The 24,782-nt window shown below is 61.4% G+C and carries 21 protein-coding genes; 6 read left to right on the top strand and 15 right to left on the bottom strand.

Annotation, left to right across the window (positions count from 1 at the left end):
- Nucleotides 1-4: 4 nt before the first annotated feature.
- From HBO19_RS01925 to HBO19_RS01915, 3 genes are read right to left on the bottom strand one after another with little or no spacing between them, the layout of a single operon-like run.
- Nucleotides 5-859, bottom strand: a complete 855-nt coding sequence (locus HBO19_RS01925) for an alpha/beta fold hydrolase (protein WP_170041825.1) — start codon at nucleotides 857-859, stop codon at nucleotides 5-7.
- Nucleotides 856-2,250 (bottom strand): aminotransferase class III-fold pyridoxal phosphate-dependent enzyme, encoded by a 1,395-nt coding sequence (locus HBO19_RS01920; protein WP_057438348.1) that lies wholly within the window; start codon nucleotides 2,248-2,250, stop codon nucleotides 856-858. Before HBO19_RS01920 ends, HBO19_RS01925 begins: the two co-directional genes overlap by 4 nt.
- Nucleotides 2,243-2,941 (bottom strand): MtnX-like HAD-IB family phosphatase, encoded by a 699-nt coding sequence (locus tag HBO19_RS01915; RefSeq protein WP_170056799.1) that lies wholly within the window; start codon nucleotides 2,939-2,941, stop codon nucleotides 2,243-2,245. The genes HBO19_RS01920 and HBO19_RS01915 overlap by 8 nt, the downstream gene beginning before the upstream one ends.
- A gap of 230 nt (nucleotides 2,942-3,171) precedes the next feature.
- Here HBO19_RS01915 and HBO19_RS01910 point away from each other — a divergent pair, with 230 nt between their 5' ends.
- Nucleotides 3,172-3,936, top strand: a complete 765-nt coding sequence (locus tag HBO19_RS01910; RefSeq protein WP_170056798.1) for a MipA/OmpV family protein — start codon at nucleotides 3,172-3,174, stop codon at nucleotides 3,934-3,936.
- Between the two features lie 154 nt (nucleotides 3,937-4,090).
- Here HBO19_RS01910 and HBO19_RS01905 read toward each other — a convergent pair whose 3' ends face one another.
- The 5 genes from HBO19_RS01905 to HBO19_RS01885 all read right to left on the bottom strand — a co-directional run bounded on the left by HBO19_RS01905 (nucleotide 4,091) and on the right by HBO19_RS01885 (nucleotide 7,724).
- The gene (locus HBO19_RS01905) at nucleotides 4,091-4,489 is read right to left on the bottom strand and encodes an EamA family transporter (RefSeq protein ID WP_170041958.1); all 399 of its coding nucleotides are present in this window, start codon (nucleotides 4,487-4,489) and stop codon (nucleotides 4,091-4,093) included.
- Nucleotides 4,490-4,500: 11 nt separating this feature from the next.
- On the bottom strand, nucleotides 4,501-4,881 hold the full coding sequence (locus HBO19_RS01900) for a transporter (protein ID WP_170041822.1): 381 nt from the start codon (nucleotides 4,879-4,881) through the stop codon (nucleotides 4,501-4,503).
- Nucleotides 4,878-5,798, bottom strand: coding sequence for an arginase (locus HBO19_RS01895; protein ID WP_170041821.1), 921 nt, complete (start codon nucleotides 5,796-5,798; stop codon nucleotides 4,878-4,880). Before HBO19_RS01895 ends, HBO19_RS01900 begins: the two co-directional genes overlap by 4 nt.
- Before the next feature lie 191 nt (nucleotides 5,799-5,989).
- Entirely contained in the window at nucleotides 5,990-6,643 is a 654-nt protein-coding gene (locus tag HBO19_RS01890) for a DsbA family oxidoreductase (protein ID WP_169954468.1), read from the bottom strand.
- Between the two features lie 61 nt (nucleotides 6,644-6,704).
- Nucleotides 6,705-7,724 (bottom strand): alpha/beta hydrolase, encoded by a 1,020-nt coding sequence (locus tag HBO19_RS01885; RefSeq protein ID WP_169954469.1) that lies wholly within the window; start codon nucleotides 7,722-7,724, stop codon nucleotides 6,705-6,707.
- 182 nt (nucleotides 7,725-7,906) lie between these two features.
- Here HBO19_RS01885 and metR point away from each other — a divergent pair, with 182 nt between their 5' ends.
- On the top strand, nucleotides 7,907-8,824 hold the full coding sequence (gene metR, locus HBO19_RS01880) for a transcriptional regulator MetR (protein ID WP_032859924.1): 918 nt from the start codon (nucleotides 7,907-7,909) through the stop codon (nucleotides 8,822-8,824).
- Between the two features lie 4 nt (nucleotides 8,825-8,828).
- On the opposite strand, the gene HBO19_RS01875 is transcribed toward metR, so the two are convergent.
- The 4 genes from HBO19_RS01875 to HBO19_RS01860 all read right to left on the bottom strand — a co-directional run bounded on the left by HBO19_RS01875 (nucleotide 8,829) and on the right by HBO19_RS01860 (nucleotide 11,752).
- Nucleotides 8,829-9,467 (bottom strand): LysE family translocator, encoded by a 639-nt coding sequence (locus HBO19_RS01875; RefSeq protein ID WP_169954470.1) that lies wholly within the window; start codon nucleotides 9,465-9,467, stop codon nucleotides 8,829-8,831.
- 25 nt (nucleotides 9,468-9,492) lie between these two features.
- Nucleotides 9,493-9,906, bottom strand: a complete 414-nt coding sequence (locus HBO19_RS01870) for an NUDIX domain-containing protein (protein WP_169954471.1) — start codon at nucleotides 9,904-9,906, stop codon at nucleotides 9,493-9,495.
- A gap of 102 nt (nucleotides 9,907-10,008) precedes the next feature.
- Complete coding sequence (locus tag HBO19_RS01865) at nucleotides 10,009-11,337, bottom strand: HD domain-containing phosphohydrolase (protein ID WP_169954472.1); 1,329 nt, start codon at nucleotides 11,335-11,337, stop codon at nucleotides 10,009-10,011.
- A 142-nt stretch (nucleotides 11,338-11,479) separates the two neighbouring features.
- A complete protein-coding gene (locus HBO19_RS01860; RefSeq protein WP_169954473.1) occupies nucleotides 11,480-11,752 on the bottom strand; it encodes a type B 50S ribosomal protein L31 in 273 nt (90 codons plus the stop codon).
- Nucleotides 11,753-12,030: 278 nt separating this feature from the next.
- On the opposite strand from HBO19_RS01860, the gene HBO19_RS01855 reads away from it, so the two are divergent.
- Together HBO19_RS01855 and HBO19_RS01850 are read left to right on the top strand one after the other, a co-directional pair.
- Complete coding sequence (locus HBO19_RS01855; RefSeq protein WP_170056797.1) at nucleotides 12,031-13,650, top strand: FMN-binding glutamate synthase family protein; 1,620 nt, start codon at nucleotides 12,031-12,033, stop codon at nucleotides 13,648-13,650.
- Nucleotides 13,651-13,661: 11 nt separating this feature from the next.
- On the top strand, nucleotides 13,662-13,946 hold the full coding sequence (locus HBO19_RS01850; RefSeq protein WP_169954475.1) for a putative quinol monooxygenase: 285 nt from the start codon (nucleotides 13,662-13,664) through the stop codon (nucleotides 13,944-13,946).
- A gap of 1 nt (nucleotide 13,947) precedes the next feature.
- Here HBO19_RS01850 and HBO19_RS01845 read toward each other — a convergent pair whose 3' ends face one another.
- Genes HBO19_RS01845 through HBO19_RS01835 form a run of 3 tightly spaced genes read right to left on the bottom strand, consistent with a single transcriptional unit; the run spans nucleotide 13,948 to nucleotide 16,801 of the window.
- A complete protein-coding gene (locus HBO19_RS01845) occupies nucleotides 13,948-15,441 on the bottom strand; it encodes a glycosyltransferase family 39 protein (RefSeq protein ID WP_170056796.1) in 1,494 nt (497 codons plus the stop codon).
- 50 nt (nucleotides 15,442-15,491) lie between these two features.
- Complete coding sequence (locus HBO19_RS01840; RefSeq protein ID WP_170056795.1) at nucleotides 15,492-16,430, bottom strand: glycosyltransferase family 2 protein; 939 nt, start codon at nucleotides 16,428-16,430, stop codon at nucleotides 15,492-15,494.
- The gene (locus HBO19_RS01835) at nucleotides 16,427-16,801 is read right to left on the bottom strand and encodes a GtrA family protein (RefSeq protein ID WP_170056794.1); all 375 of its coding nucleotides are present in this window, start codon (nucleotides 16,799-16,801) and stop codon (nucleotides 16,427-16,429) included. Before HBO19_RS01835 ends, HBO19_RS01840 begins: the two co-directional genes overlap by 4 nt.
- 263 nt (nucleotides 16,802-17,064) lie before the next feature.
- On the opposite strand from HBO19_RS01835, the gene HBO19_RS01830 reads away from it, so the two are divergent.
- On the top strand, nucleotides 17,065-18,201 hold the full coding sequence (locus HBO19_RS01830) for an OpgC domain-containing protein (protein ID WP_170041811.1): 1,137 nt from the start codon (nucleotides 17,065-17,067) through the stop codon (nucleotides 18,199-18,201).
- 62 nt (nucleotides 18,202-18,263) lie between these two features.
- The gene (locus HBO19_RS01825) at nucleotides 18,264-24,746 is read left to right on the top strand and encodes an NEL-type E3 ubiquitin ligase domain-containing protein (protein WP_170056793.1); all 6,483 of its coding nucleotides are present in this window, start codon (nucleotides 18,264-18,266) and stop codon (nucleotides 24,744-24,746) included.
- The last annotated feature ends 36 nt before the right edge of the window (nucleotides 24,747-24,782 follow it).

Genomic DNA, 24,782 nt, shown 5'->3' with positions numbered 1-24,782 from the left:
GGTGTCAAGCCCGGAGATATTCGTCCACAGGGGTGGTGTGTTGTTCAATAAAGTCCGCACTCAGCTCGATCACCCGCCGGTATTGCAGGTCAACGGTGATCATGTGGTAGCAGTTATCCAACAGGATCTTGGTTACCGGGCCGCCCAGGTGGCGTTCCACGTAGTCGGCGTTCCAGCGGCTGGTGATGTCGTCCTCGATGGAGTGCAGGACCAGCGCCGGGGTCTTGATCGACGGCATGCGTTTTTTCACCACCGCGTTCATCCAGTGCAGCTCGCGTACGGTGACGCCCTCCATGGTCAACAACCCCGCCTCGCTGCTCTCGCCCTCTTTCATCTGCCGCTCGACGATGGCCCGCAGGCGTTCGTTCTTGATGCCGTAGGGCGGCTTCTCGGTAAAACGGAACAGGCGCACGCCGAACGGAATACGGATCAGCAACGGCGTGATGAAGGCAAATTTGTTGATGCTCCAGCCGTCGTACTTGAGGGTCGTGGAGTACATCAGCAACCCGGCGACCTGGCCCGCAAACTCCGAGGCCAGGTACATCGACATCACCGCGCCCATGGACAAGCCACCGACGAACACCTGCGCATGGCGCTGCTGCACGCCGACAAAGGTCTTGCGCACACCCTCGTACCAGTCGCGCCAGCCGGTGGCCTGCAGGTCTTCGTTGCCCCCGCAGTGCCCGGCCAGGGTGGGCACGTACACCGTGCAGTTGCCCGCCTTGGCCAGGCCCTGGGCGACCCGACGCAACTCGGTCGGGGTGCCGGTCAGGCCGTGGATCAACAGGATCCCGACCGGACCGTTGCCGAGAACGAAGCCGGCGTTGCCTTCGCCGAGATCGATATCGGCCAGGCTCACCGCTTCATCGCTCGGGTCAGCAGTTGCTCCAGCAGCTTCAGGCCCAGGTCGATTTCCGGGTAGCTGATTTCCAGGGACGGCGCCAGGGTGATCACGTTCTTGTAGTAGCCGCCCACATCGAGGATCAACCCGAGTTTCTGGCCGTCGACCAGCATGTCGCCTTTCATGCCCTCGTCAACCATGTAGTCCAGGGTCGCCTTGTCCGGGGTGAAGCCATCGGGGCCGCAGATTTCGCAGCGCAGGGCCAGGCCCAGGCCATCGACGTCGCCGATGATCGGGAAGCGCTTTTGCAACTCTTGCAGGCCTTCCAGGAAGTATTTGCCCTTGGCCATGACCATCGCGCCGTAGTCGACTTCGCTGGTCATCTTGAACATTTCCAGGCCCACCGCCGTACCCAGCGGGTTGGAGGCAAAGGTTGAGTGGGTGGAACCCGGCGGGAAGATTTTCGGGTTGATCAACTCTTCCTTGGCCCAAATGCCGCCCAGGGGGTTGAGGCCGTTGGTCAGGGCTTTACCGAACACGATCACGTCCGGCTGCACATCGAAGTGTTCGATCGACCACAACTTGCCGGTGCGCCAGAAGCCCATCTGGATTTCATCGACCACCATCAGGATGCCGTGCTGGTCGAGCACCTGCTTGAGTTCGCTGTAGAAGTTCATCGGCGGGATCACGTAGCCGCCGGTGCCCTGGATCGGCTCGACGTAGAACGCTGCGTACTCGCTCTGGCCGACTTTCGGGTCCCACACACCGTTGTATTCAGTCTCGAACAGGCGCGCGAACTGCTGCACGCAGTGGCTGCCGTATTCTTCCTTGGTCATGCCCTTGGGACCACGGAAGTGGTACGGGAACGGGATGAAGTTGGCGCGTTCGCCAAAGTGGCCGTAGCGACGACGGTAGCGGTAGCTGGAGGTGATGGACGACGCGCCAAGGGTGCGCCCGTGGTAGCCGCCCTCGAAGGCGAACATCAGGCTCTTGCCGTTGGTGGCGTTACGTACGACCTTGAGCGAATCCTCGATGGACTGCGAACCGCCGACGTTGAAATGCACCCGGCCATCGAGGCCAAATTTTTTCTTGGCGTCCACCGCGATCATTTCCGACAGCTCGATCTTGCCCTTGTGCAGGTACTGGCTGGCGATTTGCGGCAGGGTGTCGATCTGCTGTTTCAGCGCATTGTTCAGGCGCGGGTTGGCGTAGCCGAAGTTGACCGCCGAGTACCACATTTGCAGGTCGAGGTAGGCCTGGTCTTCGGTGTCCCACACGTAGGAGCCTTCGCAACGGCTGAAGATACGCGGAGGGTCGATGTAGTGGACGGTGTCGCCGTAGGAGCAGTATTTGGCTTCTTTATCCAGCAGAACCTGGTCTTCGGCGGTAGCGATACGGATATCAGACATGATGAAAGAGTTCCTGATTTTCAAAAGTGAAATGGGTGGCGTTGGCGGCGATGCCCTGGGGCAGCTTGGCCAGCAAGGCCGGCAGTTCGGCAAAGGTGTCAAAGCGCAGATGGGGGATGGCGTGGGCCTGGCAGTACTGCGCCAGGCTGCCCTTGGCGAAGACGAAATCGGCGGTGGTCGAGACGCACATATCGGACTTGCCGTCGCCGATCACCAGCACCCGTTTGTTACGCGGGGTGGACTTGCATTTGCAGTTGCCCGAGGCCGCGCGGCAGGCGTCGCTGGCATGGGGGAAGTCGATGCGCCAGCTGTTCTGGTCGACCTGGCGCAGGCGGTTGGCGATGATCGGCAGCAAGGTCACGTAGTTGCGCGAAAGGATCCGCGCGATGCCTTGCTCGATGCCATCGCTGACCACCTCAAGGGACGCGCCCTGGCCCAGGACATGGTCGACGAAGTCCGGGAAGTCCGGGTCGATCTCGACGGTGTCGAAGTACGCCAGCAGTTCGGCCGGGCTCGCCTTGATCAGCGCCAGTTGGCGGCTCAGGCATTCGCGCGAACCGATATGGCCATCCAGCCATTGCTGCTCGATGGTTTCCCATTCGGGGCCGGCGAAGCGTTGGAGAACATTGTCGATGACATCGGTGGGTGTGATGGTCCCATCGAAGTCACACACGATATGCCAGTCATTCATCTGCGTTTACCTTGGATGCTAGCGCGCTGATGCGCCGTTACCAGGGATAGAGCAGGGACTGTGCCAAGTGGGCAAAACCCAGCAGGGCTGGGGCTCGCGGGCATGGATGGGTGATAAAGGCTGCGGCGAAGCTACAAATTTTGTAGGTCGCTACAAACAACATGAGTGCTTGCACAAGCCCCCGCGCCTGCGCGTTCATGCGCGCATGTTTTGCAAGAGGAGCAAGCAATATGTTCAGGGTGACTTCGCTGGTATTCGCCGGCGTCCTGGGGCTGTGGATGGACTCGGCAGCGGCGGCCGGCATCAGCGGCGAGGTGGGCCTGGGCTTGAGCTATCAGCCACGGGAACCCGCCGCCAGTCGTTATCAGACCGTGCCTGTGCCTTACTTCGACCTGGATTGGGGAGATGTCAGCCTCGATACCGATGACGGCCTGACCTGGCGCGCGCTCAACCGCAATGGCTTGAGTGCCGGGCCGTACCTCAATTACTTGCCGGGACGCACGGCCAACGGGCCGCTACAGGGCTTGCGGGATGTGTCGGACATGGCCGAGGTCGGCGGGTTTATCCAGTACGCGCCTGCCGACTTCTGGCGGGTCTATGCGCAACTGGGCCGGGCTGTGGGCGGTGCCCGCGAGCAGAGCGGCGTGCTCGGCAAGTTGGGTGGGGAGTTGGGCTACCCGCTGGGCGGCGCAGTGATTGGCAGCACGGGCCTGGTCGCGCATTTTGCCGACGGCCGCCAGGCCCAGACGTTTTTCGGGGTGGATGAGCATGAGGCGACAGACTCCGGGATCCGTCCGTACAGCGCCAGCGGCGGGTTCCAGAACCTGACCCTGACCCAGAGCTTGCAGATCCCCCTGGCACCGAAGTGGACGTTACTGACCAGTGCCAGTTGGGTGCATCTGCTGGGATCGGCGGCCGACAGCAGCATCGTGCGCCAGACCGGCGAGGTCAACCAGGGACAGGTGCAGACGGCGATCAGCTATACCTTCGATTGATTGTCTCAAGGGCGACACCCATCTAAATGTGGGAGCTGGCTTGCCTGCGATAGCCTCACCGCGGTGTAACTGAGACACCGAGGCGCCTGCATCGCAGGCAAGCCAGCTCCCACACAAGCCCGCTCACACATTTAGTCCGTATTTCACAGGGAACTCAGTTTTCTTCGCCCTCGGCCAGCAGTGCAATCCCGCCAATAATCACCACCACGCCCACCCAATGCAGCAAGCTGATGTGCTCGCCCAACCCCAGCCAGGAGCCGAGCAACACCACCACAAACACCAGCGAGCTCAAGGGGAAGGCCAGGGACAGGCTGCTGCGTCGCAGGATTAGCATCCACACAAAGAACGCGCCGATATAGCAGGCAATCGCCGCCAGGATCCCCGGGTTGACCGCCACCGCCGCCAACCACTGCCAACTGAAATCCATCTGCCCTATCTGATCGCCGGCCACCTTGGTAAACAGCTGCCCGGCGCTTTCGGTGAGGATCAACAGCGCCCATAACACGACCGTGCCCAGGCGCCCATGCAGCCAGCCTTCCGGACGGATAGTCATCTCTTGCGCACTCATGATTGTGCTCCTGCTACAGCCACCAACATCACGCCGGCGGTAATCACCATCGTGCCCAACCAGCGCCGGCGGCTGACGGTTTCGCCCAGCACCACTTTGCCCGCCAGCACCACCCCGCAATAGGCCAGCGCGGCGGCCGGGAACAGCAGGCTCAACGGCGCACGGGACAAGGCTTCGAGCCAGACGAAAAATTCGATGACATAGGCGCCGATGCCCGCCCACAGCAACGGCGCATTGAACACCTGGCCCCAGAAGGCACTCAGGCGAAACCCGCCGGAAAGCTCCGGCAAGCGGTCCAGGCCCAGTTTGAAACACAACTGGCCGATCACATCGAGCACGATGGAAAAGGCCACCAACAACACCACGGTCAGGGTCACGGAAACAGCTCCTCGAACAGGTTGATCAACGCTTCATTGGTGGTCGCGTTACGCAGCAGGTCGTCGTCGCTCCAGCGTTCGGCCGGTGGCTGGTCGGACTTGGCTTCCCAGCGTTTGAACGCGTTGCTGAACGCAGGCCGGGCAAACTCGCCACACACGTCGATGCCAATAATCCGCTTGCTCGCCGCCAACGCACGCAGGGCTTGCAACAGGTGCGTCAGGCGCATGCCGCCCTGGTCCCAATTGGTGGCCGCGTCTTCGCTGGCCAGCACGTCCTTGTCGAGGGTGATCCATACCGCCTCGGTAGGCAGGCTGGCGATCATTTGCTCAAGGAATGCAGGCCAGTCGAGCTCAGCGAGATTGCGCCAGTGCAGGTGGTTTTCCTGCTGTGCATGGCCGGCGCCATCCCCAACCCGGCCCCAGACTTTCGACGGCGCGTGCTGCCAGGGAAACAACTGCAAGTGCCCGCGCTTCAGGGCACCAAGATTGCCGCCGCGCAGTTGCGGGTTATGCAGGTCATCGCTGCACGGACCGAGGGTGACGATGCGCTTGATCGCCGGCATCTTCAGGGCCTGGTTGACCCACGAGCCGCAGTGCCGGCGCGGGGCCAGGCGTACCCAGTCGGGGTGGTTGTCGAAGTGGATCAGGCTGATCGGCTCTTGCACTTCGGCGAGAAAGGCCGGGGTCAGGTGGTGGTAGTCGCCGGAGCCGACAAAGAAGATTTCCGGCCGCGCCGTGCTCGGCCGGGGCCGTTGGGCCAGGCGCTGGGCAAAGCGTTTCCAGGTTTTTTCGGTGGACCACAGGCGCAGTTTCGGACCCAGGTCGAGCAAATCCAGGCGCGTGGCCTGACCACTGGCCAGACGCCGGGCAATGGGTGCCTGGGCTGTGAGGCTGTGGTCGAGATCGAGAATATTCAAGGTAATGTTTCACCCCTTGGCAGTGCCCAACCGCATGCCGGCTGGGCTTTAGGGGGGTAATGCAAGGGATGGGCCAGGAGCCAATGTGGGAGCGGGCTTGCCCGCGAAGGCGGTGGGTCAGTTAAGAGATACTTAGCTGATATACCGCTTTCGCGGGCAAGCCCGCTCCCACCTTTGGCCGGTGGTGTTTGTTAGCTTTTGGCTTCGTTGATGATCTGGCGGATCGCCCCCACAAACGCTTCAGCCGGCTGTCCGCCGCTGACCGCGTACTGGTCGTTGAACACGATGGTCGGCACCGAACTCACCCCGCGCGATACCCACAGTTGCTCCTGCTCGCGCACCTTTGCGGCGTACTCGTCCGAAGCCAGAATCTCGGCTGCGCGCTTGAGGTCCAGGCCAACGCTCTGGGCAATGATTGCCAGCGTGGCGTGGTCGGACGGGTCCTGGCCATCGCTGAAGTAAGCCTTGAACAACGCGTGCTTGAGGTTGTACTGCAAGCCCTCAAGCCCAGCCCAATGCAGCAGGCGATGGGCGTCGAAGGTGTTGTAGATACGACTTTGGCCATCGGTACGGAACGCAAAGCCCAACGCGGTGCCCAGGTCGCGGATGCGCGCGCGGTTGGCCTGGGACTCTTCGGCAGTGAAGCCGTATTTCTCGCTGATGTGCTCCACGATATTCTGCCCTTCGGCAGGCATGTTCGGGTTCAGTTCGAACGGCTGGAAGTGGATCTCGGCCTGCACTTCGGCGCCCAGCTGGTCCAGGGCCTCGGTCAGGCCGCGCAGGCCGATGACGCACCAGGGGCAGGACACGTCGCTGACGAAATCGATTTTCAGGGAAGTACTCATTCAGGCAACCTCGCAGGCATTACACGCCACAAAGTTCGCACCATACACCTCTACGCGGCCGTCATAAAACCTTGGCGGGGGCCAGCGGTTCAACCTGCGCCCAATGCGCCGCCTCTTCGCGGTGGGCTTGCAGGTACGGCAACACCGCCGCCAGCAACGGCGCCTTGAACGCTTCCTGGAACCGATGGGCCAGACCCGGGATCAGCCGCAACTGGCTGCCCTGGATATGCGCCGCCAGGTGCACCCCATGCATCACCGGCAGCAATGGATCGGCCGTGCCATGCACCACCAGGGTCGGCACCCGCAGTTGGTTGAGCAGCGGCACGCGGCTCGGTTCGGCAAGGATCGCCATGATCTGGCGCTTCACACCCTCGGGATTGAACGCCCGGTCATAGGACTGCGCAGCCTGCTGCAACAACGCCTGGCGATCATCCTTGACCTCGGGGCTGCCCAGGGCCGCCAGCAAGTCGGCCTGCTGCTCCAGGGCCACTTCGCGGTTGGGCGCACTGCGCCGTGACAACAGTTGTACCAGCGCGGCATTCGGCGCAGGCAGGCCTTCGGCACCGGAGCTGGTCATGATCAGGGTCAGGCTTTCCACGCGCTGCGGGGCCATGGCCGCCAGGTGCTGGGCGATCATCCCACCCATGCTCGCGCCCAGCACATGGAACTGGCGCACCTGCAACGCATCCATCAATCCCAGGGCGTCGTCGGCCATGTCGGTCAGGGTGTAGGGCGCGGCCACCGGCAGGCCGAGTTTGTAGCGCAACACTTCAAAGGTCAGGTTGGCGCTGGCCGGGGCCTGACGCCAGGTGGACAGGCCGACGTCGCGGTTGTCGTAGCGGATCACCCGAAAACCTTGTTGGCACAAGGCAACCACCACCTCGTCCGGCCAATGGATCAACTGCCCGCCCAAGCCCATCACCAGCAGCAACGCTGGGTCAGAAGCACGGCCAATGCTCTGGTACGCCAGGCTCACCTGGTCCAGGTCGACCCGCTCAGTCGGGACATTGACATCACATCGAGACGCCGCAAAAGACGGCAGGCCGACCAGTAAGGCAGCCAGTAAAAGCAACACGCGCATGAAAAACACCGAAACGCAGAACCCCAGTAGAGCGCGAGTCTGATGAAGTTTGTTCAAGCGCGCTGCCACAGTTACGTGACAGTTTGATGAAGAGCGCCCAGCGGTCATGGTCGACAGATTTGCCAACATGAGACAAACTCACGCTATCCGAACTTGTCACAAATTGTCTTCATGGAGAGCCCGTGCTCGAAATCCGTCATCTCAAGACCCTGCACGCCTTGCGCGAAGCCGACAGCCTGGTGGAAGCCGCCGAGCGCCTGCACCTGACCCAGTCGGCGTTGTCCCACCAGTTCAAGGAGCTGGAAGAGCGCATGGGCATGCCGCTGTTTGTGCGCAAGACCAAGCCGGTGCGCTTCACCAGCGCCGGCCTGCGCCTGCTGCAACTGGCGGATGCCACCCTGCCGCTGCTGCGCGGTGCCGAACGGGATATTGCGCGCCTGGCCGGCGGTACTGCCGGGCGCCTGCATATGGCGATCGAATGCCACAGCTGCTTCCAGTGGCTGATGCCGACCATCGACCAGTTCCGCGATGCCTGGCCGGAAGTCGAGCTGGACCTGGCCTCCGGCTTTGCCTTCGCCCCGCTGCCAGCCCTAGCCCGTGGCGACCTGGACCTGGTGGTGACCTCCGACCCGCTAGAGCTGGCGGGCATCACCTATGTGCCGTTGTTCACCTATGAGGCGATGCTCGCCGTGGCCAACCAGCACGCCCTGGCGAACAAGCCATACATCGTGCCCGAGGATTTGCTCAGCGAAACCCTGATTACCTACCCGGTGGAGCGCGACCGCCTGGACATTTTCACCCGTTTCCTGGAACCGGCCGACGTCGAACCCGCCCAGGTGCGCACCTCGGAGCTGACGGTGATGATGATGCAACTGGTGGCCAGCGGACGCGGCGTGTGTGGCATGCCCCACTGGGCGCTGCACGAGTACAGCTCGCGGGGTTATGTGAAGGCCAAGCGGCTGGGGGAGAAGGGTCTGTTTGCCACGCTGTACGCCGGGATCCGCGCAGATATGCTGGATGCGCCGTACATGCGCGACTTTTTGCTGACGGCCAAGGACACGTCGTTTTCGACCCTGGATGGGGTCAGCGCAGTGCGGTGACGGCTCACGCGCTACGCCGTTGCTCCAGCATCAGGCGCACCGCCAGGGCGGCCAGCACAAACCCCATGAAGTAACGCTGCACCGCCAACCACGTGGGGTTGTGGATAAACCAGGCGGCGATGCTGGCGGCGCACAGCGAGATCAGCAGGTTGACCACAAAGCTGACGCTGATCTGGGTAAAGCCCAGCATCAGGCTCTGGGTGAAGACCGAGCCGTGCTCCGGGGTGATGAACTGCGGGAATACCGACAGGTAGAACACCGCGATTTTCGGGTTCAGCGCACTGGTCAAAAAGCCCATGGTCACCAGCTTGCGCGGTGAGTCGGCGGGCAGTTGCTGGGCCTCGAACGGCGAACGCGCGCCCGGTTTCACCGCCTGCCAGGCCAGCCACAGCAGGTACAGCGCGCCGGCCCACTTCAGCACTTCATAGGCCACCGGCACCGTAAGAAACACCGCGGTCAAACCGGCAGCGGCGGCAAACAGGTGTACAAAAAACCCCGCGACCACCCCCAGCAACGACGTCACCCCAGCCTTGCGGCCCTGGCAGATCGAACGCGAGATCAAATAGATCATGTTCGGGCCGGGTGTCAGCACCAGTAGCAGCGAGGCGGCGGCAAAAATCAGCAGGTCATTGAGGGGGATCACGGCTCAGTCCTTTGCGCCTGACAGTTCAGGCTGTGGTAGTCAGCGATGCGCGATAGAACGGCAGGATCAGGTCACGTGTCAAGGGCGCCAACTGCAGGCCGCCATCGCCGGCCGGGTCGATCCAGCGCACTTCTTCGATCTCGGCGGCGGGTGTCACCGGCACATCGATCCGTACTTCAAACAACTCGGCCTCCACGGTAAACCCCGGCTCATTGGCCGCTGGCGCCGAGAAGTGGCCAAGGTACTGCGCCGCTGCCGGGTCGATCCGCAGACCAAGTTCTTCGTGCAGCTCACGCGCCAGGGCCTGCGCCGGTTGCTCGCCCGCGTCGATCTTGCCGCCCGGCTGCATGAAGGCCTGGGTGCCGCGCTTGCGCACCAGTAGAGTCTGGCCGTCGCTGCCGATCAACAGGGCGGCGGCGATACGGATGGTCTTGGACATGAAAAAAACGCCTTGGAGTAAAGGGCGCAAAGGATCACACGGCTGCCCTGTTCCTCGCAATGAATGTAGGAACCGGCTTGCCGGTTCCTACAGAGTTTCGGGTTACTCGGCTTCCTTGATGAACACGCTGTACTTGGCGCCCTCCATGGCTTCAAAGGCGATCAACTTGTCCACCAGCGGCAGGTTCAGCACCTTGCCGGCGTTGAGCAGCAGCATGCCGTTGTCGGCATTGAGGTTGCGCGCCAAGACCATGCCTTCGGCCAGCTCGCGAGTGCCGAGCACCTTGACCATCGGGTCGCCCAGGGTCACGTCGCTGAGGAAGGCCGCGCAGGCCTGGACGAAGTCTTCGACCATGTCCGGGTCATACAGGCGCCCGGCGTATTTGCGGATGTACAGCAGCGCCTCGTCGCTGTTCATCTGCCGCTCAAGGATCAGGCCGCGCTGCAGTTCGATAAAGTCCACCGCCAGCTTTAGCAGGCGCGAGCCAAAGGGAATTGCCTCGCCCTTGAGATGGTCGGGGAAACCACTGCCGTCCCAGCGTTCCTGGTGATGGCGGATCAGCCGCGCGGCGTCCTTCATCGGCTCCAGGGTCATCAACAGCGACTCGCTCTGTGTGGAGTACTCGCGAAAGCGCTCGCGGTCGGTGCTGTGCAGCAAGTCCGAGGGCGCGACCATCATGCTGTCGCTCCAGCTCAACTTGCCGATGTTGTACAGCGCCGCAGCCATGGTCAGGTCGCGGCTGCTGGCATCGTCCAGGCCATGGAGCACGCACCAGGTGCGGACCAGCTCGATGATCTGCCGATTGGTCTGCTTGCTGCGCGGCAGGCGCAGGTTGGCCAGCAGCGAGAACACCTCGGTGCCGGTGGCGTAGCTGTGCTTGAGTTCTTCGTAGGCCAGGTCGAGCATGTCGGCGGTCTGCTGCAATTCACTGGTGCGCGAAACCACGCGTTTTTCCAAGGATGCATTGAGTTGCTTGAGCTCCTCGTTCTGCTGGCGGATCAGTTGCTCAAGACGCAGGCGCTCCCGTTCGGAATGCTGGTGGGCCAGGGACTGACGCAGGGCCAGCAGCAGTTCTTCATCCTTCCAGGGTTTGCTCAGGTAGCGGTAGATCTGCCCTTCGTTGATCGCCTTGATGATCAGGGTCAGGTCAGTCTCGCCGGTCAACAACAGGCGCACCGTTTGGGGATAGGCGTGATGGATCTGCGCCAGCAGCGTGGCCCCGTCCATATCCGGCAGGCGTGCGGCACTCATCACCAGGTCCACGGGCTGGCGCGCCAGAATGGCCAGGGCCTCGGCCGCCGTGGTGGCGCTGCACAGTTCAAAGGGCTCCAGGCGCAGCAGCTGCGCGAGGCGGTCATGCACGTCCGGGTGGGTGTCGATCAACAGCACCACGGGACGATCGGTTTCAGAAAAGGTAACTGACTCTCCCACGGGACACCTCGGATCTAGTCGCGTCGGTGTGCGCTTCCTACGGTCAAGGTAACAGCCTCCTGGCTATTACCTAGTAGTTTAGTCAGTTTTCAGTCGATAGTGGCTAAATGATGCCATTTACCACCAGTGTGCCTTAAGCCCCTTAGGCCTCAGCTGCTTTGCCGGACGAACTGAACGAGGCGAAGCGCTTGTTGAAGCCAGCGATCCGCCCTTCGACCTGGGTCTTGCGCTGCTGGCCGGTGTAGATCGGGTGGGATGCGCTGGACACGTCGAGGGCCATATAGGGGTAAGTGTTGCCATCGCTGTGTTGGTAGGTGCGGTCCGTGTCGACTGTGGAGCCGATCAGGAAAAACACATCGGCGGCAGTATCGTGGAACAGCACGGTGCGGTAGTCGGGATGGATACCAGCTTTCATAGGGCCTCCAGGGCGTTTTGGCAGAATCAATACGTTATACAGTAACACAAATAATGCACCCAAACGAGAACGTATTGCAATACCGATAGAAGCCCGGGTTCTATGTGGTTGCCCCGGCAAGGACCTCGCCCGTAAGCTGGGACTCCGTGAGAGCACAGGCATCCATAGCCTGGAGATCCTTGCAGGAGCTGGCTTGCCAGCGATAGCGCGATCGAAAACGCCATTGCCGGCCAGCCGGCTCCCGCAGGTTAGAAAGAGTCCGAACCCAAGGAAACCGTATGAGCCTGTCGTTGCTTAGCCGTTATGCATTCTTTGCCGTGTGTGTGATTTTCACCCTCGCCAGCCTCCCCTTTATCCAACACGAATGGCTGTGGCCCTTTACCCTGGTGACCGGCGTGCTCAGCCTGATCGGCGTGTTCGACCTGCTGCAAAGCCCCCACGCGGTGCGCCGCAATTACCCGATCCTGGGCAATATCCGCTACCTGGTGGAAGGCATCCGCCCGGAAATCCGCCAGTACCTGCTGGAGTCCGACAGCGATGCCCTGCCCTTCTCCCGGGCCCAGCGTTCGCTGGTGTATTCGCGGGCCAAGAATGAAAGCGCCGACAAACCCTTCGGCACCCTGATCGACGTGTATCAGTCCGGCTTCGAATTTATCGGCCACTCCATGCGCCCGGCCCCGTTGAGCGACCCCAGCGCCTTTCGCGTGATGGTCGGCGGCCCGCAGTGCACGCAGCCGTATTCGGCGTCGGTGTTCAATATCTCGGCGATGAGTTTCGGCTCGTTGAGCGCCAATGCCATCCGCGCCCTCAACCAGGGGGCCAAGCTCGGCAACTTCGCCCATGACACTGGCGAAGGCAGCATCAGTGCCTACCACCGGGAAAACGGCGGCGACCTGACTTGGGAGCTGGGCAGCGGCTACTTCGGCTGCCGCACCAGCGACGGCCGTTTCAACCCGCAACGCTTTGCCGTGCAGGCGCAAAACCCGCAAGTGCGGATGATCGAAATCAAGATGAGCCAGGGCGCCAAGCCCGGCCACGGGGGGATCCTGCCCAAGCACAAGGTGACCAAGGAAATCGCCGAGACCCGCGGCATTTTGATGGGCGAAGATTGCATCTCGCCATCCCGCCACAGCGCGTTTTCCACGCCGATTGAACTGATGCACTTTATCGCCCAGTTGCGTGAGCTGTCGGGCGGCAAGCCGGTGGGCTTCAAGTTCTGCCTGGGCCACCCGTGGGAGTTCATGGGCATTGCCAAGGCCATGCTGGAAACCGGGATCCTGCCGGACTTTATCGTGGTCGACGGCAAGGAAGGCGGCACTGGCGCTGCGCCCGTGGAATTCACCGACCACATCGGCGTGCCCCTGCGCGAAGGCCTGCTGTTTGTGCACAACACCCTGGTGGGCCTGAACCTGCGCGACAAGATCAAATTGGGCGCCAGCGGCAAGATCGTCAGCGCCTTCGATATCGCCAGCGTGCTGGCCATCGGCGCCGACTGGGCCAACTCGGCCCGGGGCTTTATGTTCGCCATCGGCTGTATCCAGTCGCAGTCTTGCCACACCAACAAATGCCCGACCGGCGTGGCCACCCAGGACCCTTTGCGCCAACGCGCACTGGTGGTGCCGGACAAGGCCCAGCGGGTGTTCAACTTCCACCGCAACACCCTCAAGGCCCTGGCGGAAATGCTCGCGGCGGCCGGCCTTGATCATCCGTCGCAATTGTCGGCCAAGCACCTGGTGCGGCGCATGTCGGCCACCGAGATCAAACTGTTTTCGCAGTTGCACGTGTTCTTAAAGCCTGGGGAACTGCTGACCGGCGAAGTGAACGGCGAGTTTTATTCACGTATGTGGCAGATGGCGCGAGCCGACAGTTTCGAGCCCCATGAAGTAGAAGCTGCCTAAGGACCGATCTGATGTTGAAAGTTATTGCTGAAGACTTTATCCAACCCGAACACCTGGACACCGTGCGCCCCTGGTACGCCGAACTGGTGGAAAAAACCCGCCAGGAACCGCTGTGCATTGCCTACGACTTGTTCATCGACCAGAAAGACCCAGGGCACTTTATCTTTATCGAGCAATGGCCCGACCAGGCCGCGCTGGATGCGCACTGCCAGACCGAACACTTCACCCGCCTGGTGCCGCAGATCAATGCGTATCAGGCCAGGCCGTGCCGGGTGTTGTTGATGGATGGGTTCTGATTCAAGGTGCTTGATAAAGCCTTAGGTCAAGTTTACCGGCAAGGTGGGAGTCGACCTCTCGCCATTGCCCTGCATAAGGTACGTGATCAGCCGTGGTGGAATTGTCGGTCAACCACCATACCCGTCGCACACCTGCGGGCATGGCATCCATATTGACGACGGTATGCTCACGCCAGGTTTCATACATCAACGTTCCCGCGCCATATCCGTTGAGACGGGGCGAACCGGCCTCACCTTTATTTGGGTAATACAGGTACATACCGGCATCCCCATCATTGTAATAAACGCTACTGAAGTAATAGAGACCGCCGCCGACAACAACAATATCCGCGTCGCGTCGCTGGGCCGCGATATACTTAAACACCTCAACAAAAGGATAATCTTTCAGACTACGGGAATAACTCAGTTCATTTCGCTGACTATAATTATTACCCAACCCATACACTTCCAAGCCGGCCAACCCAATAAATAAAAGTCCGGCCACAACCCTGTGATTCCTACCAAGCTGCACCAACCATCCTGCGCAAATCAGTGGCAACCCGATAGCATACACTACTAGATAGCGATCACTATAAACGGGGGCAACCAATGACACACCAAACAACACCAACATTGGAACAAAGGAATACATCACCAACAATAAGGAAAAACGATAAACTGACTTATCTAGAAAAACCAGCCGAGCGCCCGCCATCACGACGAATACAAGCATCAACCAGCACGCAACTTTAGAAGTTTCTCGTGGGGTTATCAATGTGAAAAATCGCCATACGACATCCGGCAACGTGTAGAGCCAACCTCTGGACAGCCAAGAAATATTGCCGGCCTCCTGAAGTTTTGAGTAATTAATCAACAAATCAACCAAACTCAATAACCAAGGAATATAAATGACAAAAATCAATAAATTAAATATCCACCAAGGCAGACCAGTGACCTGCCCAGACCTGATGGCTGGATGCAACCGCAACACCACCAGATAGAGCCAATGAGCAAGCACTGCCAATACCGCGTAGTAGTGCGTGTAAAGGGCGGCGGCCATCAGCACTGCGTAAAGCACACCGTAACGATGGCGTTCAGAGTGCTTCAACCAACAGACCAAGGCGAGCGTCGCCCCCACCAAGAACAGCCCCACCAGCGCATACATCCGCGCTTCCTGGCTAAATCGCACTGAGACCGGAAATAACGCCATTAAAAACCCGGTAATGATCGCAGCACGATAACCAAGGGTTTTTCGAGCCAACGTAATACACACAGCGACGGTCAATACACCTGCGATAGCGCTAGGTGCCCTGATCGAAAAAGGTGTTTTGCCGAATAACTCCATCCACCCATGGAGCAACAGATAATAAAGGGGCGGGTGAACATCCCGCCCTGTATGAAACCAGATTTCCCCAGGTGAAAGGGCACTGATCCACACACTAAACGCTTCGTCGTACCAAACATAGGGGAGCGTTATTCCATAAAAGCGAACGGTGATAGCCAGTACCATAATCATCAACCACACTGCCATCCCTGCGTGACGTTGTTCCCCCAGCACTCTTACATTCAATTCGGATAGTCCTCTCGCCTAATAAATTCTTTCACTACATACCTCGGCCGATGCTTAGCCTCCATATAGATCCGCCCCACATACTCCCCCAATATGCCTATCCCGATCAGTTGCACACCGCCCAGAAACAGGATCGCCGTCATCAACGATGGATACCCCGGCACCTCATTGCCAAACAGCAACTTGTCGACAATCAGGTACCCCGCATACCCCAGTGCCAATAACGAAATACCGGCACCGATGTAACTCCATAACCGCAACGGCAAGGTACTGAACGAAGTGATGCCCTCCAGCGCCAGGTTCCACAACTTCCAGGCATTGAATTTGCTCTGGCCAGCCACCCGTGAGGCCCGGTCATATTCGACAATCGCCACGGTGAAGCCGGCCCAGGACAGCACGCCCTTCATGAACAGTTGCTGCTCTGGCAGCGCCTTGATCACGTCCACCACCTTGCGGTCCATCAGGCGGAAGTCGCCGACGTTTTCTTCGATATGGGTGTAAGCGATGCGATTGAGCAGGTGGTAGAACAGCGAGGCGCTGTGGCGTTTTAGGTAGCCATCGCTGGAGCGGTCGCGGCGTTTGGCCAGGACCACATCGGCGCCCTGCTGCCATTTCTCGATCAGGCAAGCAACCACCTCCACCGGGTCTTGCAGGTCGGCGTCCATCGGCACCACCGCCTCGCCACTGGCGTATTCAAGGCCGGCAAACAACGCCGGTTCCTTGCCGAAGTTGCGCGAAAAGTTGATCAGCACCACGTTGCGATCAAGCAGCGCGATATCCCTGGCGATCTCCAGCGTGCGGTCGGTGCTGCCATCGTTGATAAAGACGATCTCGACCTCATGCTCCAGCAGCGATGGCTCGCGGCGTATGGCCTGGTAGAACGGCTCGATCGCCAGTTCTTCATTGAACAACGGCACGATCAGCGAAAGCCTCATGATTCAGGCCTGCGAAACACCAGGTACTTGGACAGCAGGAAGCCACACAACAGGCTACTGAGGGAAAACACCGCCACCGTGGCCAGGCCGGGCAATCGCCAATAGTCACCCATCCAGCCGACCACCAGACTCAAACTGCCCAGGCACAGCATGAATAACAGGTAGCGGCCAAGCGAAGCGGATACCCCAAAGGTGAACGTGGCATTCACAAAAAACGAGAAGCTCGCCGCCACGCAAAACGCCAGGAAATTGCTCACGGCCTGGCTCAGGTCAAGCGCTGCCCGGAGCACGAAAAAAAGCTGCCAGTGGATCACTGTGTTGGCGATGCCAATCACCGTATAGCTGGAGAACCCTATCCATAGTCTGCTCATGCCACCATCACGCCTCGTTGCCTATCGCAGCCGATAGGCAAGCAAGCCATGCTCACAAAAGCCCGTCTACTGTCAGAAATAACAGGTAGCAGCGCTTATACGACCAACGGCATGACCCTTTCGGGCAATTGAGACATTCAGTAATACCCAACCTTTGCAATTGCTTACAAATACCGCCAACCTGCGCCGGCCCGACGTACGGCGCGTACCATTGCCGACCATCCCGGGTCATTACTTAACGACTTGTTCAAGAGCCCGCAGCCATGCTTAACGGACGCGACCCGCGCATCGATTTTTTTCGGGGCCTGGCGTTGATCTTCATTTTTTGGGATCACGTGCCCCACAACCCGCTCGGTCAGATCACCCTGCGCAATTTCGGTTTCAGCGACGCCGCCGAGGTCTTTGTGTTCCTCGCCGGCTACGCCTCGGTGCTGGCCTACAGCAAGGTGTTGCAGCGCGAAGGCTACCCGATGGCCTGCCTGAAAATCCTGCGCCGCGCCTGGGTGTTGTATGTGGTGCATATCTTTTTGCTGGCGATGCTGATGGGCATCGTGTTCTTCGCCAACAGCAAGGTAGAAACCCGCGACCTGGTGCAGGAAATGGGCCTGACCCACTTCATCACCAACCCACAACAAGCCCTGACCGATGAATTGCTGCTGCGCTTCAAGCCCAACCTGATGGACCCGTTGCCGCTGTATATCGTGTTGCTGCTGGGCTTGCCGCTGGTGCTGCCGGTGCTGGTACGCAAGCCCCTGGCGGTGGTAGTGGTGTCGATGGTGGTGTACCTGCTGGCGCCACGGCTGGGCTGGAACCTGGCGGCGATTGCCGATGGCGTGTGGTACTTCAACCCGGTGACCTGGCAGTTCCTGTTCGTCCTCGGCGGTGCGGCGGCGATCCGCGCAGGTATGCCCCGCGCACCGCAAACCCGGCCATTGCACAGGCAGCCGCTGTTTCTTGGCGCGGCGGCCTATACGCTGCTGGCTGGGGTGATCACCCTGTCCTGGCGCTGGCCCGAAATCCACGATGCCGTGATGCCGGCCGTGTTGAGCGAGCTGCTGTACCCCATCAGCAAGACCGACCTGTCGCCGGTACGCCTGCTGCACTTCCTGGCCCTGGCCTATGTCACCGCCAAGCTGCTGCCCGGCCGGGGCTGGACGCAAAACTGGCTGGCGCAACAAAGCTGCCGCATGGGGCGCTACTCCCTGGAGGTGTTCTGCCTGGGGGTGCTGCTGGCGCCGCTGGCGGACATGCTCAACGCCCAGGTCGACGACGCCTGGCCGATGCAGATATTCAGTGCGCTGCTGGGCCTGGTGTTGATGGCCGGGCTGGCGGCGTGGCTGGAGTTCAACAAGCAGTTGAACCAGGCCCAACGCAGTGAGGGCCGCCCGTTAAATAGTTAGGCCCCGGGCGCGCATGCGCAGTGCTTCCATCTGCCTTCCACTTATCGTGAAAGGTAGAGCGCATGCCGACTCATCATTTACTCAACGGCCTGTCTGGCAATCTGCAATCGAGCACCTCCTGGGCCCAGCAACAGGCGCTGGAGCTGATCCAGCGCAATGTGACCCAAGCCCTACAGGGCCTGGACACCGAAGAACAACAGCGTTTCGTGCAACTGCAACGCCAGGCCCACGCGGCGCTGGCGGCCGTTGAAAGCGAAAAAGAACGGGTGGTGCGTTCCTTCAAGGCCGATGGCCTGGCGCAGTTGCGCAGCCGGATCGGCGGGCGCGATCCCGAGCAGTACCGCTTCGACACCACCTACATTGAAAAAATCGAGCAACCCTTGCCCTGGGATCGCCAGCCCGGCAGCCACATCCGCACGCCGCGCCGCTCCGATATCGATTACCGCGAAATCGAACACGTCAAGAGCATGTCCCTGTGGGAAGCAGCCTGTGTGAACTTCGGCTTCACCTCAGGCCTGCGCCAGGACTCCGGCTACAGTCTGGTCGACGCCAGCAAAGTGGTGGGCCCCGACGGCGATCGCAGTCTCAAGGCCCGGGAGTTTATCGCCATCGCCCGCGAGCTGGACCTGGGCCACCAACTGCAAGTGAAGATCAAGGCCACCCTCGATCAGCAGGGTACGCTGCGCCGCTTGATGGGCGTGGCAGCGCAGGCCCTGTTGCAGTTCGATGCCCTGGACGCCTGGCGCAACCGCGCCCATAACGGTCTGACGCAAACGGTGTACGCAAGCCTCACCGCCTCGCTCGATGGCAGCGGGCCGCCACTGGCGGTCGAGAGCCTGAGCCTGACCTCGGGCGTCACCCCGATTGCCGCCGTGCCCTTCGTGCCCTGGGAGAGCGCCATTCCCGTGCCGCTCCTGCTGATCCGCGTGGCCAGCCTCGGGGTGCTGTCGTATTTCCCTTTCCGCCCCGGCGGTGCGTTTCGCTACCACCCCGACGCGCGCGCGGCAGAAGCCGACTTTCGCCGGCAACTGCGCGACAGCCATCGCCAGGACGACCTCGGCTGGTTTGCCCGGCAACTGCCGCTGGTGGGGCTGTCGGTGTTCAAGCCGTTGCTGACCCTGGAGAAGCGCCCCGAAGGCCTGAACTGGCTGGCCGGCAAGCTGTACGACGGGTTTCACGCAGCCTTCCCCGAACGCACCCTCGACGACATCCGCTTCGCCGCCGATCCACCCAGAGGCCCCGCCGAAACCCTGCTGCAAACCCTGACTTATCGGCAGGTCCAGCGCTGCCAGGCCGATATGGACACCCTGGCCAACACCCGCTCCGAAGCCGATTGGCAAGCACTCAAGGACGCCGCTGCGGCCATCGCCGCCGAAGTCCTGCAACTGCTGCTCACGCCCCTGCCCGGCGGAGTCACGGGAATGAACCGGGTGATGCAACTGGCGGTGCTGGGCAGCATGACCTACAGCGTCAGCGTGGGCCTGAATGAAGCAGCCAAGGGCGATGCCAGCAGCTTTGCCACGACCCTCAGCGATGTCGCCGACCTGGCCATCAGCGGGCGCCTGATCAGCATCGCCGGCAGGGTCCATCGCCAGCGCATGCTCGAACACCTGCAGCGCCTGGGCAACCCGCGCAAGGTGACGCGGCCCGACGGGGTCGATGAACTGTGGAAGCCTGACGCGCACCCCTACGCCCATGACGAGCCTTACCTGCTGGAGGGCAAGACTGCCGATGCCCTGTGCGTATTCGCCGTGCAGGGCAAGCAGTACGTCAAGCTGCACCATGAACAGCAGACCCAGGTCGCCGAAGTCACCCACGACCAGCAAACCCAGCGCTACGTGCTCAAGAACGGGCGCAGCAGCTACAAGCCACCCATCGTGTTCGACCCGGCGCTGCAAGCCTGGACCTTCGACCTGCATAACGCCCAGGCCCTGTCGGATACCCAGTTGCTGCAACAGATGCTGCCCGGCGACTCCTCGAACATCACCCAGCTCGACCTCGAGCAAATGTTGCTCTGCACCGCCACCTCCCGTGCAACCCTCGACAAGGTATGGCACGGCGAGCCGGCGCCGTTGAACCTGATCGAAGGTGTGCGGCGCCTGCAAGCCGACCAACTGATCCAGCACATCATCGGGCGCTTCCATCAAGCCGGTTATCTACCGCCCTATGGCGACAGCGTAGTGTTGTGCCTGCTGACCCAGTTGCCCGAATGGCCGGCCACCGCCCTGCTGAGCATCCGCGATCCGCAGCGCAGCGTGATCGAGACCTTCGGCAAAAGCACCCAGCCACTGCTCGAGCCGACGACCATTACGATCATCCGTAACGAAGACGGCAGCTACCAAAGCGAAGAGGATAGCGGCCAGGTGCCTTACCGCGCCGAACCGCTGTTGGGCCTGGTGATCAGCCTGCAACCCGGCACCTCGCAACTGGGCCTGAGCAACCAACCCGATGCCACACCGGCCCAGCGGATCATGGCGGTGCGCCAGGCCGTGGTCACCCTGGCACGCCAGGAGCGCCTGACGCTGTTTGCCGCGCTGGTCAGTTACGCCGGCTATGAAAAACCCGAGCAACTGCCGCCCGCCGCTGTGCGCCGCTTCCTGCCCGTCAAGGCCTCCGCGCCGCTGGTGGCCGTCACACCGCTGCTGAAAAAACTGCGCGACCTCAACCGCCCCTTGTCTGCAGCCCTGCTGGAACGGCTGCTGGAACAACAGCCGCTGACACCCCGCCAACAACGGGCCTACCTGCAAGGTGGGGAACTGCCCGGCGCCTTTCGTGAATTGCTGGACAACCACCGCACTTGCCTGCGCATCGACGCGGCCATCGATGGCCTGTACCACCCACGGTTATTCAACAACGACGCCGACCAATGGGCCAGGGAGTTCGCCTCGGCCCTGGTACGCCAGCGGCTCCAGCGCGGCTTCGTGATTACCGAGGTGCGCGACGGCGGGATCGCCAAACCCTATCGCTCCAGCGGTCCTGACGATCTCACCGTGGAGCTGCGCCACAGCGGCGACGGCCACTATGAAGCCTATGACATGCGCAACGCGGGCACGATCGCCGTAACACCGGCCGTCGACAGTTTCTACCTGGCCATCGGTTCGGTGTTGCAACCCCATGAGCGGGAACTGCTGGGCATGGCCAGCGTGACCGACGCCCCAGGCCTGCGAAACACCCTGGGCAAGTACATGAGCGACCAGCGCAACCCGCAAGGCTATGTGCGCCTGGCCGACGGTTCGCTGAAGCAATACGAGCACACCCTGTCTCTGCCGGCCAAACTGCTGCCCGATACCCAGGGGCTGTATTCCCATGAGGGCGAGCATTACCTGCCGTTGTTTGGCTCGCTGTACCGCGTCATCTATGACCAGCGGGTTTTCCGGTGGCGGCTCAAGCACCCGGACAAGATTGGCGTCGATACGCCCACCCTGGAACACAACCGTGAAGGGGCCTGGCGTCTGTCCAGCGAGAACCCCATGGAATGGGACGAGCATCGACTGCTGTACCGCCTGGGGGGTGACCACCAACTGGTCGACGAGGGCGAAGCTGCGAAAATCATCGCCCTGACCGACACCCCGGCCCACGTGCTGCGCCAGGTCCACCGCAGCGGCCGGCCGGCCCCGCCGATGCTTGCCGATACCTGTAAGCGCTTCAGGATGGACCAGCAGATCACCCAGTTCATCGTCTCGCTCTATCAGGTGCCCAGCACCTCGGTCGCCAACCCGGACCTGCGCCTGCTGATCCTCACCAGCCTGCCAGGCTGGCCCGCCAGCCACGTGCTGGAGATTGTCGGCAGCGCCAGCCCCCTGCGCTACCCAACAAACCAAGCACCCGGGGCCAAGGTGGTACAAGTCACCGACCAGGACATCAGGAGCCCCGGGCTCCTGGAAAAACTCGTCACCGACGACGACCTTGCCCTGGCCCTGCTCGGCGAGCTGCCGCAAACCCTGGAACAGCGCCTGGTCCAACTGATCAACCGGATGGTCGAATACACTGAGCGCGAGCGTGGGCAAATCCTCGAATCCATGTACCAGCGCAGCGAGGCCGCAACCACCGCCCAGGAGCGCCCCGTCAAGACCCAGTACCCGGCGCTGCCGAACAACGCGGTCAAGGCGATTCTCGGCCATGCCTCGCCGCGGGAACTCAAGCAACTGCATGAAAAAAACCAACTGAGCCTGCGCCTGTCAGAACAGGCGCGCCTGACAACCCATGACTTGCGCCTCAACCGTGCCTTCGAAGGCTTGTATGTGGACGCCTGCGCCAATGCCGACAGCGACCGGATCACGCTGTACCTGCTGCGCCGGCTGCCGACCTGGCCGAAGAACCTGCGCGTCGATATCCGCGAATGGGACGACCAGGGACGCCTGCTGGAAACAGCGGGCCACCTGGCGGGTTCGTCACGCAAGACCGTGGCCAGGACCAACCGTGGATATCAGGCCTATGACGAACACGGCAAGACACTCGGCCAACCGTCGACCCGATTGCTGGCGGTCATTCTCAGCACCTTGTCCGCTGCCGAGCAGGTGCTGCTGGAGGCTGACACCGACAGCGCGATTGCCGAGTTGCGCCGCCAGATCGCCGAGCAGGCCCTGGCCCGCCGCGTGGAGATCAAGGGCCTGCTGGATATCCCGCACTTGCAGCCCTGGATGCAACCGCCCATGGGCCTGGATCGTTCGTTCCTGGTGTACCCGCTGTGGCAGCGCCTCTGGCCGTTTCACGGGCCACGGCCGCCGAACCTGGTAGCCAAGGTCCAGGAGCTGTACCCGCGCTTGGGCAATGCCGATGCACGCAGCTTCCTGAGCGCGTTGAACATGACCGACCCGGAAAAACTGCTCGAACTGGAACGGCTGAAAGCCGAGTACCAGGCCATGGATACGCAACTGACGCGCTGGAGCGAAACCCCTGTGGCGGCCGACAACCCTCTGATCGACCCGTTGGGCACCGGCCGGGGCAGGCGGCGCTATATCGCCTCCCAACTGTGTGCGGCATGGCGCCGGGAAACCTCCACGGTGTACATGGCCGGCCTGTTCAACGTACCGTCACTGGAGTTGCAACTGGACGACGAAGGCTTGCCACCGGCCTCGTTCATAACCGGGACCAGCGGTTTCAATCACATTCAATTCCTGCGGATTTCCGGTAACGCGTTCCCCGCTTCGGGGCCGGACTTTCTGACCAAGTTCACCGGGCTCGCAGTGCTGCGCCTGGATTGTTACCTGACGGAACTGCCCAGCGCGGTCACCGATATGACCACGCTCAACCACCTTGACCTGAACGACAACGACCTTCGCCTGACCGAAGACGCCGTGCAACGCCTGGCCGGCATGGTCAATCTGCAACACCTCGACCTCAACGATAATCCGGACCTGGACCTGACCCCGGATGTCAGCCAAATGAGCCGGCTACGCCGCCTGCGCCTGGCCAACACCGGCATCAGCCAATGGCCGATCGGCGCCGGCGCCCTGCCGGTTTTGGAGGAGTTGCACCTGCAGACCAACTCGATTAGCACCATTCCCGAAGAAGTGTTCACCAACCCGTGGCTGCAAGCCGCCAATCGCAACACCTTTTTGCATGAGAACCCGCTGACCGCCGAGACCCTGGCACGCATCGACCGCTACTACCTCGAGACCGGTATTCGCCTGGGTGGCCAACTGCGCACCCCCGCCCATGCCCCAGCGACGCCGAATGACTTCGACACCTGGCTGACCGACGTCGCCGAGAAGGACGTAACGCCGCGCCGACAATTGTGGGAACAACTCAAGGCCAATGAAACGGCGAGTGCCGATGATGTATTCCGCGTGCTGCGTGACCTGAAGAATACGCACGCCTACCGCAACAAAAAGTTGAGGCCAGGCCTGACCAAGCGAGTCTGGACCTTGTTGCAGGCCATGGGCGAGTCGACGCAACTGCGCAACGCGGTGTGCCTCAACACCTACGGCTCCGGCAACTGCGGCGACAGTGTGCTGCTGGCCTTTACCAACATGGAACTGCACCACCGGATCCATCAGGCCAAGTTGCAACCGCGCAGTTATCTAGCTGACCGGGCGTTGCTGGAATTGGCCGAGAGTTGCTTCTACCTCAACCAACTGGACCACTTTGCCGACCAGTTCATTCTCGAGCGCGAGCGTGCCGGGCTGCCTGTCGATCCGGCCGAGGTCACGGTATACCTGCGCAGCCAATTGGCCAGTGAATTCAAATTGCCGTTTTATCCGCTGGAGCTGCTGTACACCGTGGATGACTATGTCACCGATGAGGTGGTGGGCCGGGCACGCAGCACCCTGCGCAGACTCGGCCAATCACCGGCCGTGCAGGAGGCGATTTTGATGAGTGAGTTCTGGATTGAGTATTTGGCCAACAGTCATCCGGAGCCTTTTATCACGGTCAAGCAAGCCGTGAGCTACAAGGTCAGCCTGTTGAATCGGGAACTCCAGGACAAACGTTCGCAGGTATTTCTGGAGCGCCGCCAGGCACTGGTTGACCTGGAAACCAGCGAACATAACCGCCTGGTCCGGCAGTTGACGGAGGGCACGCAACGGGCGCTGATGCGCACCTGAACCTGGGCCGGCCTGTCGCAGGTGACAGGCCGGCCA

The organism is Pseudomonas sp. WS 5021 (assembly GCF_012985535.1).
Taxonomy (GTDB): Bacteria; Pseudomonadota; Gammaproteobacteria; order Pseudomonadales; family Pseudomonadaceae; genus Aquipseudomonas.
The sequence above is the reverse complement of the archived record's forward strand: the minus strand, read 5'-3'. Positions and strand labels throughout refer to the sequence as shown.

Bases quoted from the DNA above. Each gene is read 5' to 3' on its own strand.
- HBO19_RS01890 (WP_169954468.1), bottom strand. From the start codon at position 6,643: ATGAGTACTTCCCTGAAAATCGATTTCGTCAGCGACGTGTCCTGCCCC.
- HBO19_RS01860 (WP_169954473.1), bottom strand. From the start codon at position 11,752: ATGAAAGCTGGTATCCATCCCGACTACCGCACCGTGCTGTTCCACGAT.
- HBO19_RS01840 (WP_170056795.1), bottom strand. From the start codon at position 16,430: ATGAGGCTTTCGCTGATCGTGCCGTTGTTCAATGAAGAACTGGCGATC.
- HBO19_RS01825 (WP_170056793.1), top strand. From the start codon at position 18,264: ATGCCGACTCATCATTTACTCAACGGCCTGTCTGGCAATCTGCAATCG.
- HBO19_RS01830 (WP_170041811.1), top strand. From the start codon at position 17,065: ATGCTTAACGGACGCGACCCGCGCATCGATTTTTTTCGGGGCCTGGCG.
- HBO19_RS01920 (WP_057438348.1), bottom strand. From the start codon at position 2,250: ATGTCTGATATCCGTATCGCTACCGCCGAAGACCAGGTTCTGCTGGAT.
- HBO19_RS01845 (WP_170056796.1), bottom strand. From the start codon at position 15,441: ATGATTATGGTACTGGCTATCACCGTTCGCTTTTATGGAATAACGCTC.
- HBO19_RS01870 (WP_169954471.1), bottom strand. From the start codon at position 9,906: ATGTCCAAGACCATCCGTATCGCCGCCGCCCTGTTGATCGGCAGCGAC.
- HBO19_RS01905 (WP_170041958.1), bottom strand. From the start codon at position 4,489: ATGACTATCCGTCCGGAAGGCTGGCTGCATGGGCGCCTGGGCACGGTC.
- HBO19_RS01855 (WP_170056797.1), top strand. From the start codon at position 12,031: ATGAGCCTGTCGTTGCTTAGCCGTTATGCATTCTTTGCCGTGTGTGTG.
- HBO19_RS01850 (WP_169954475.1), top strand. From the start codon at position 13,662: ATGTTGAAAGTTATTGCTGAAGACTTTATCCAACCCGAACACCTGGAC.
- HBO19_RS01835 (WP_170056794.1), bottom strand. From the start codon at position 16,801: ATGAGCAGACTATGGATAGGGTTCTCCAGCTATACGGTGATTGGCATC.
- HBO19_RS01910 (WP_170056798.1), top strand. From the start codon at position 3,172: ATGTTCAGGGTGACTTCGCTGGTATTCGCCGGCGTCCTGGGGCTGTGG.
- HBO19_RS01915 (WP_170056799.1), bottom strand. From the start codon at position 2,941: ATGAATGACTGGCATATCGTGTGTGACTTCGATGGGACCATCACACCC.
- HBO19_RS01885 (WP_169954469.1), bottom strand. From the start codon at position 7,724: ATGCGCGTGTTGCTTTTACTGGCTGCCTTACTGGTCGGCCTGCCGTCT.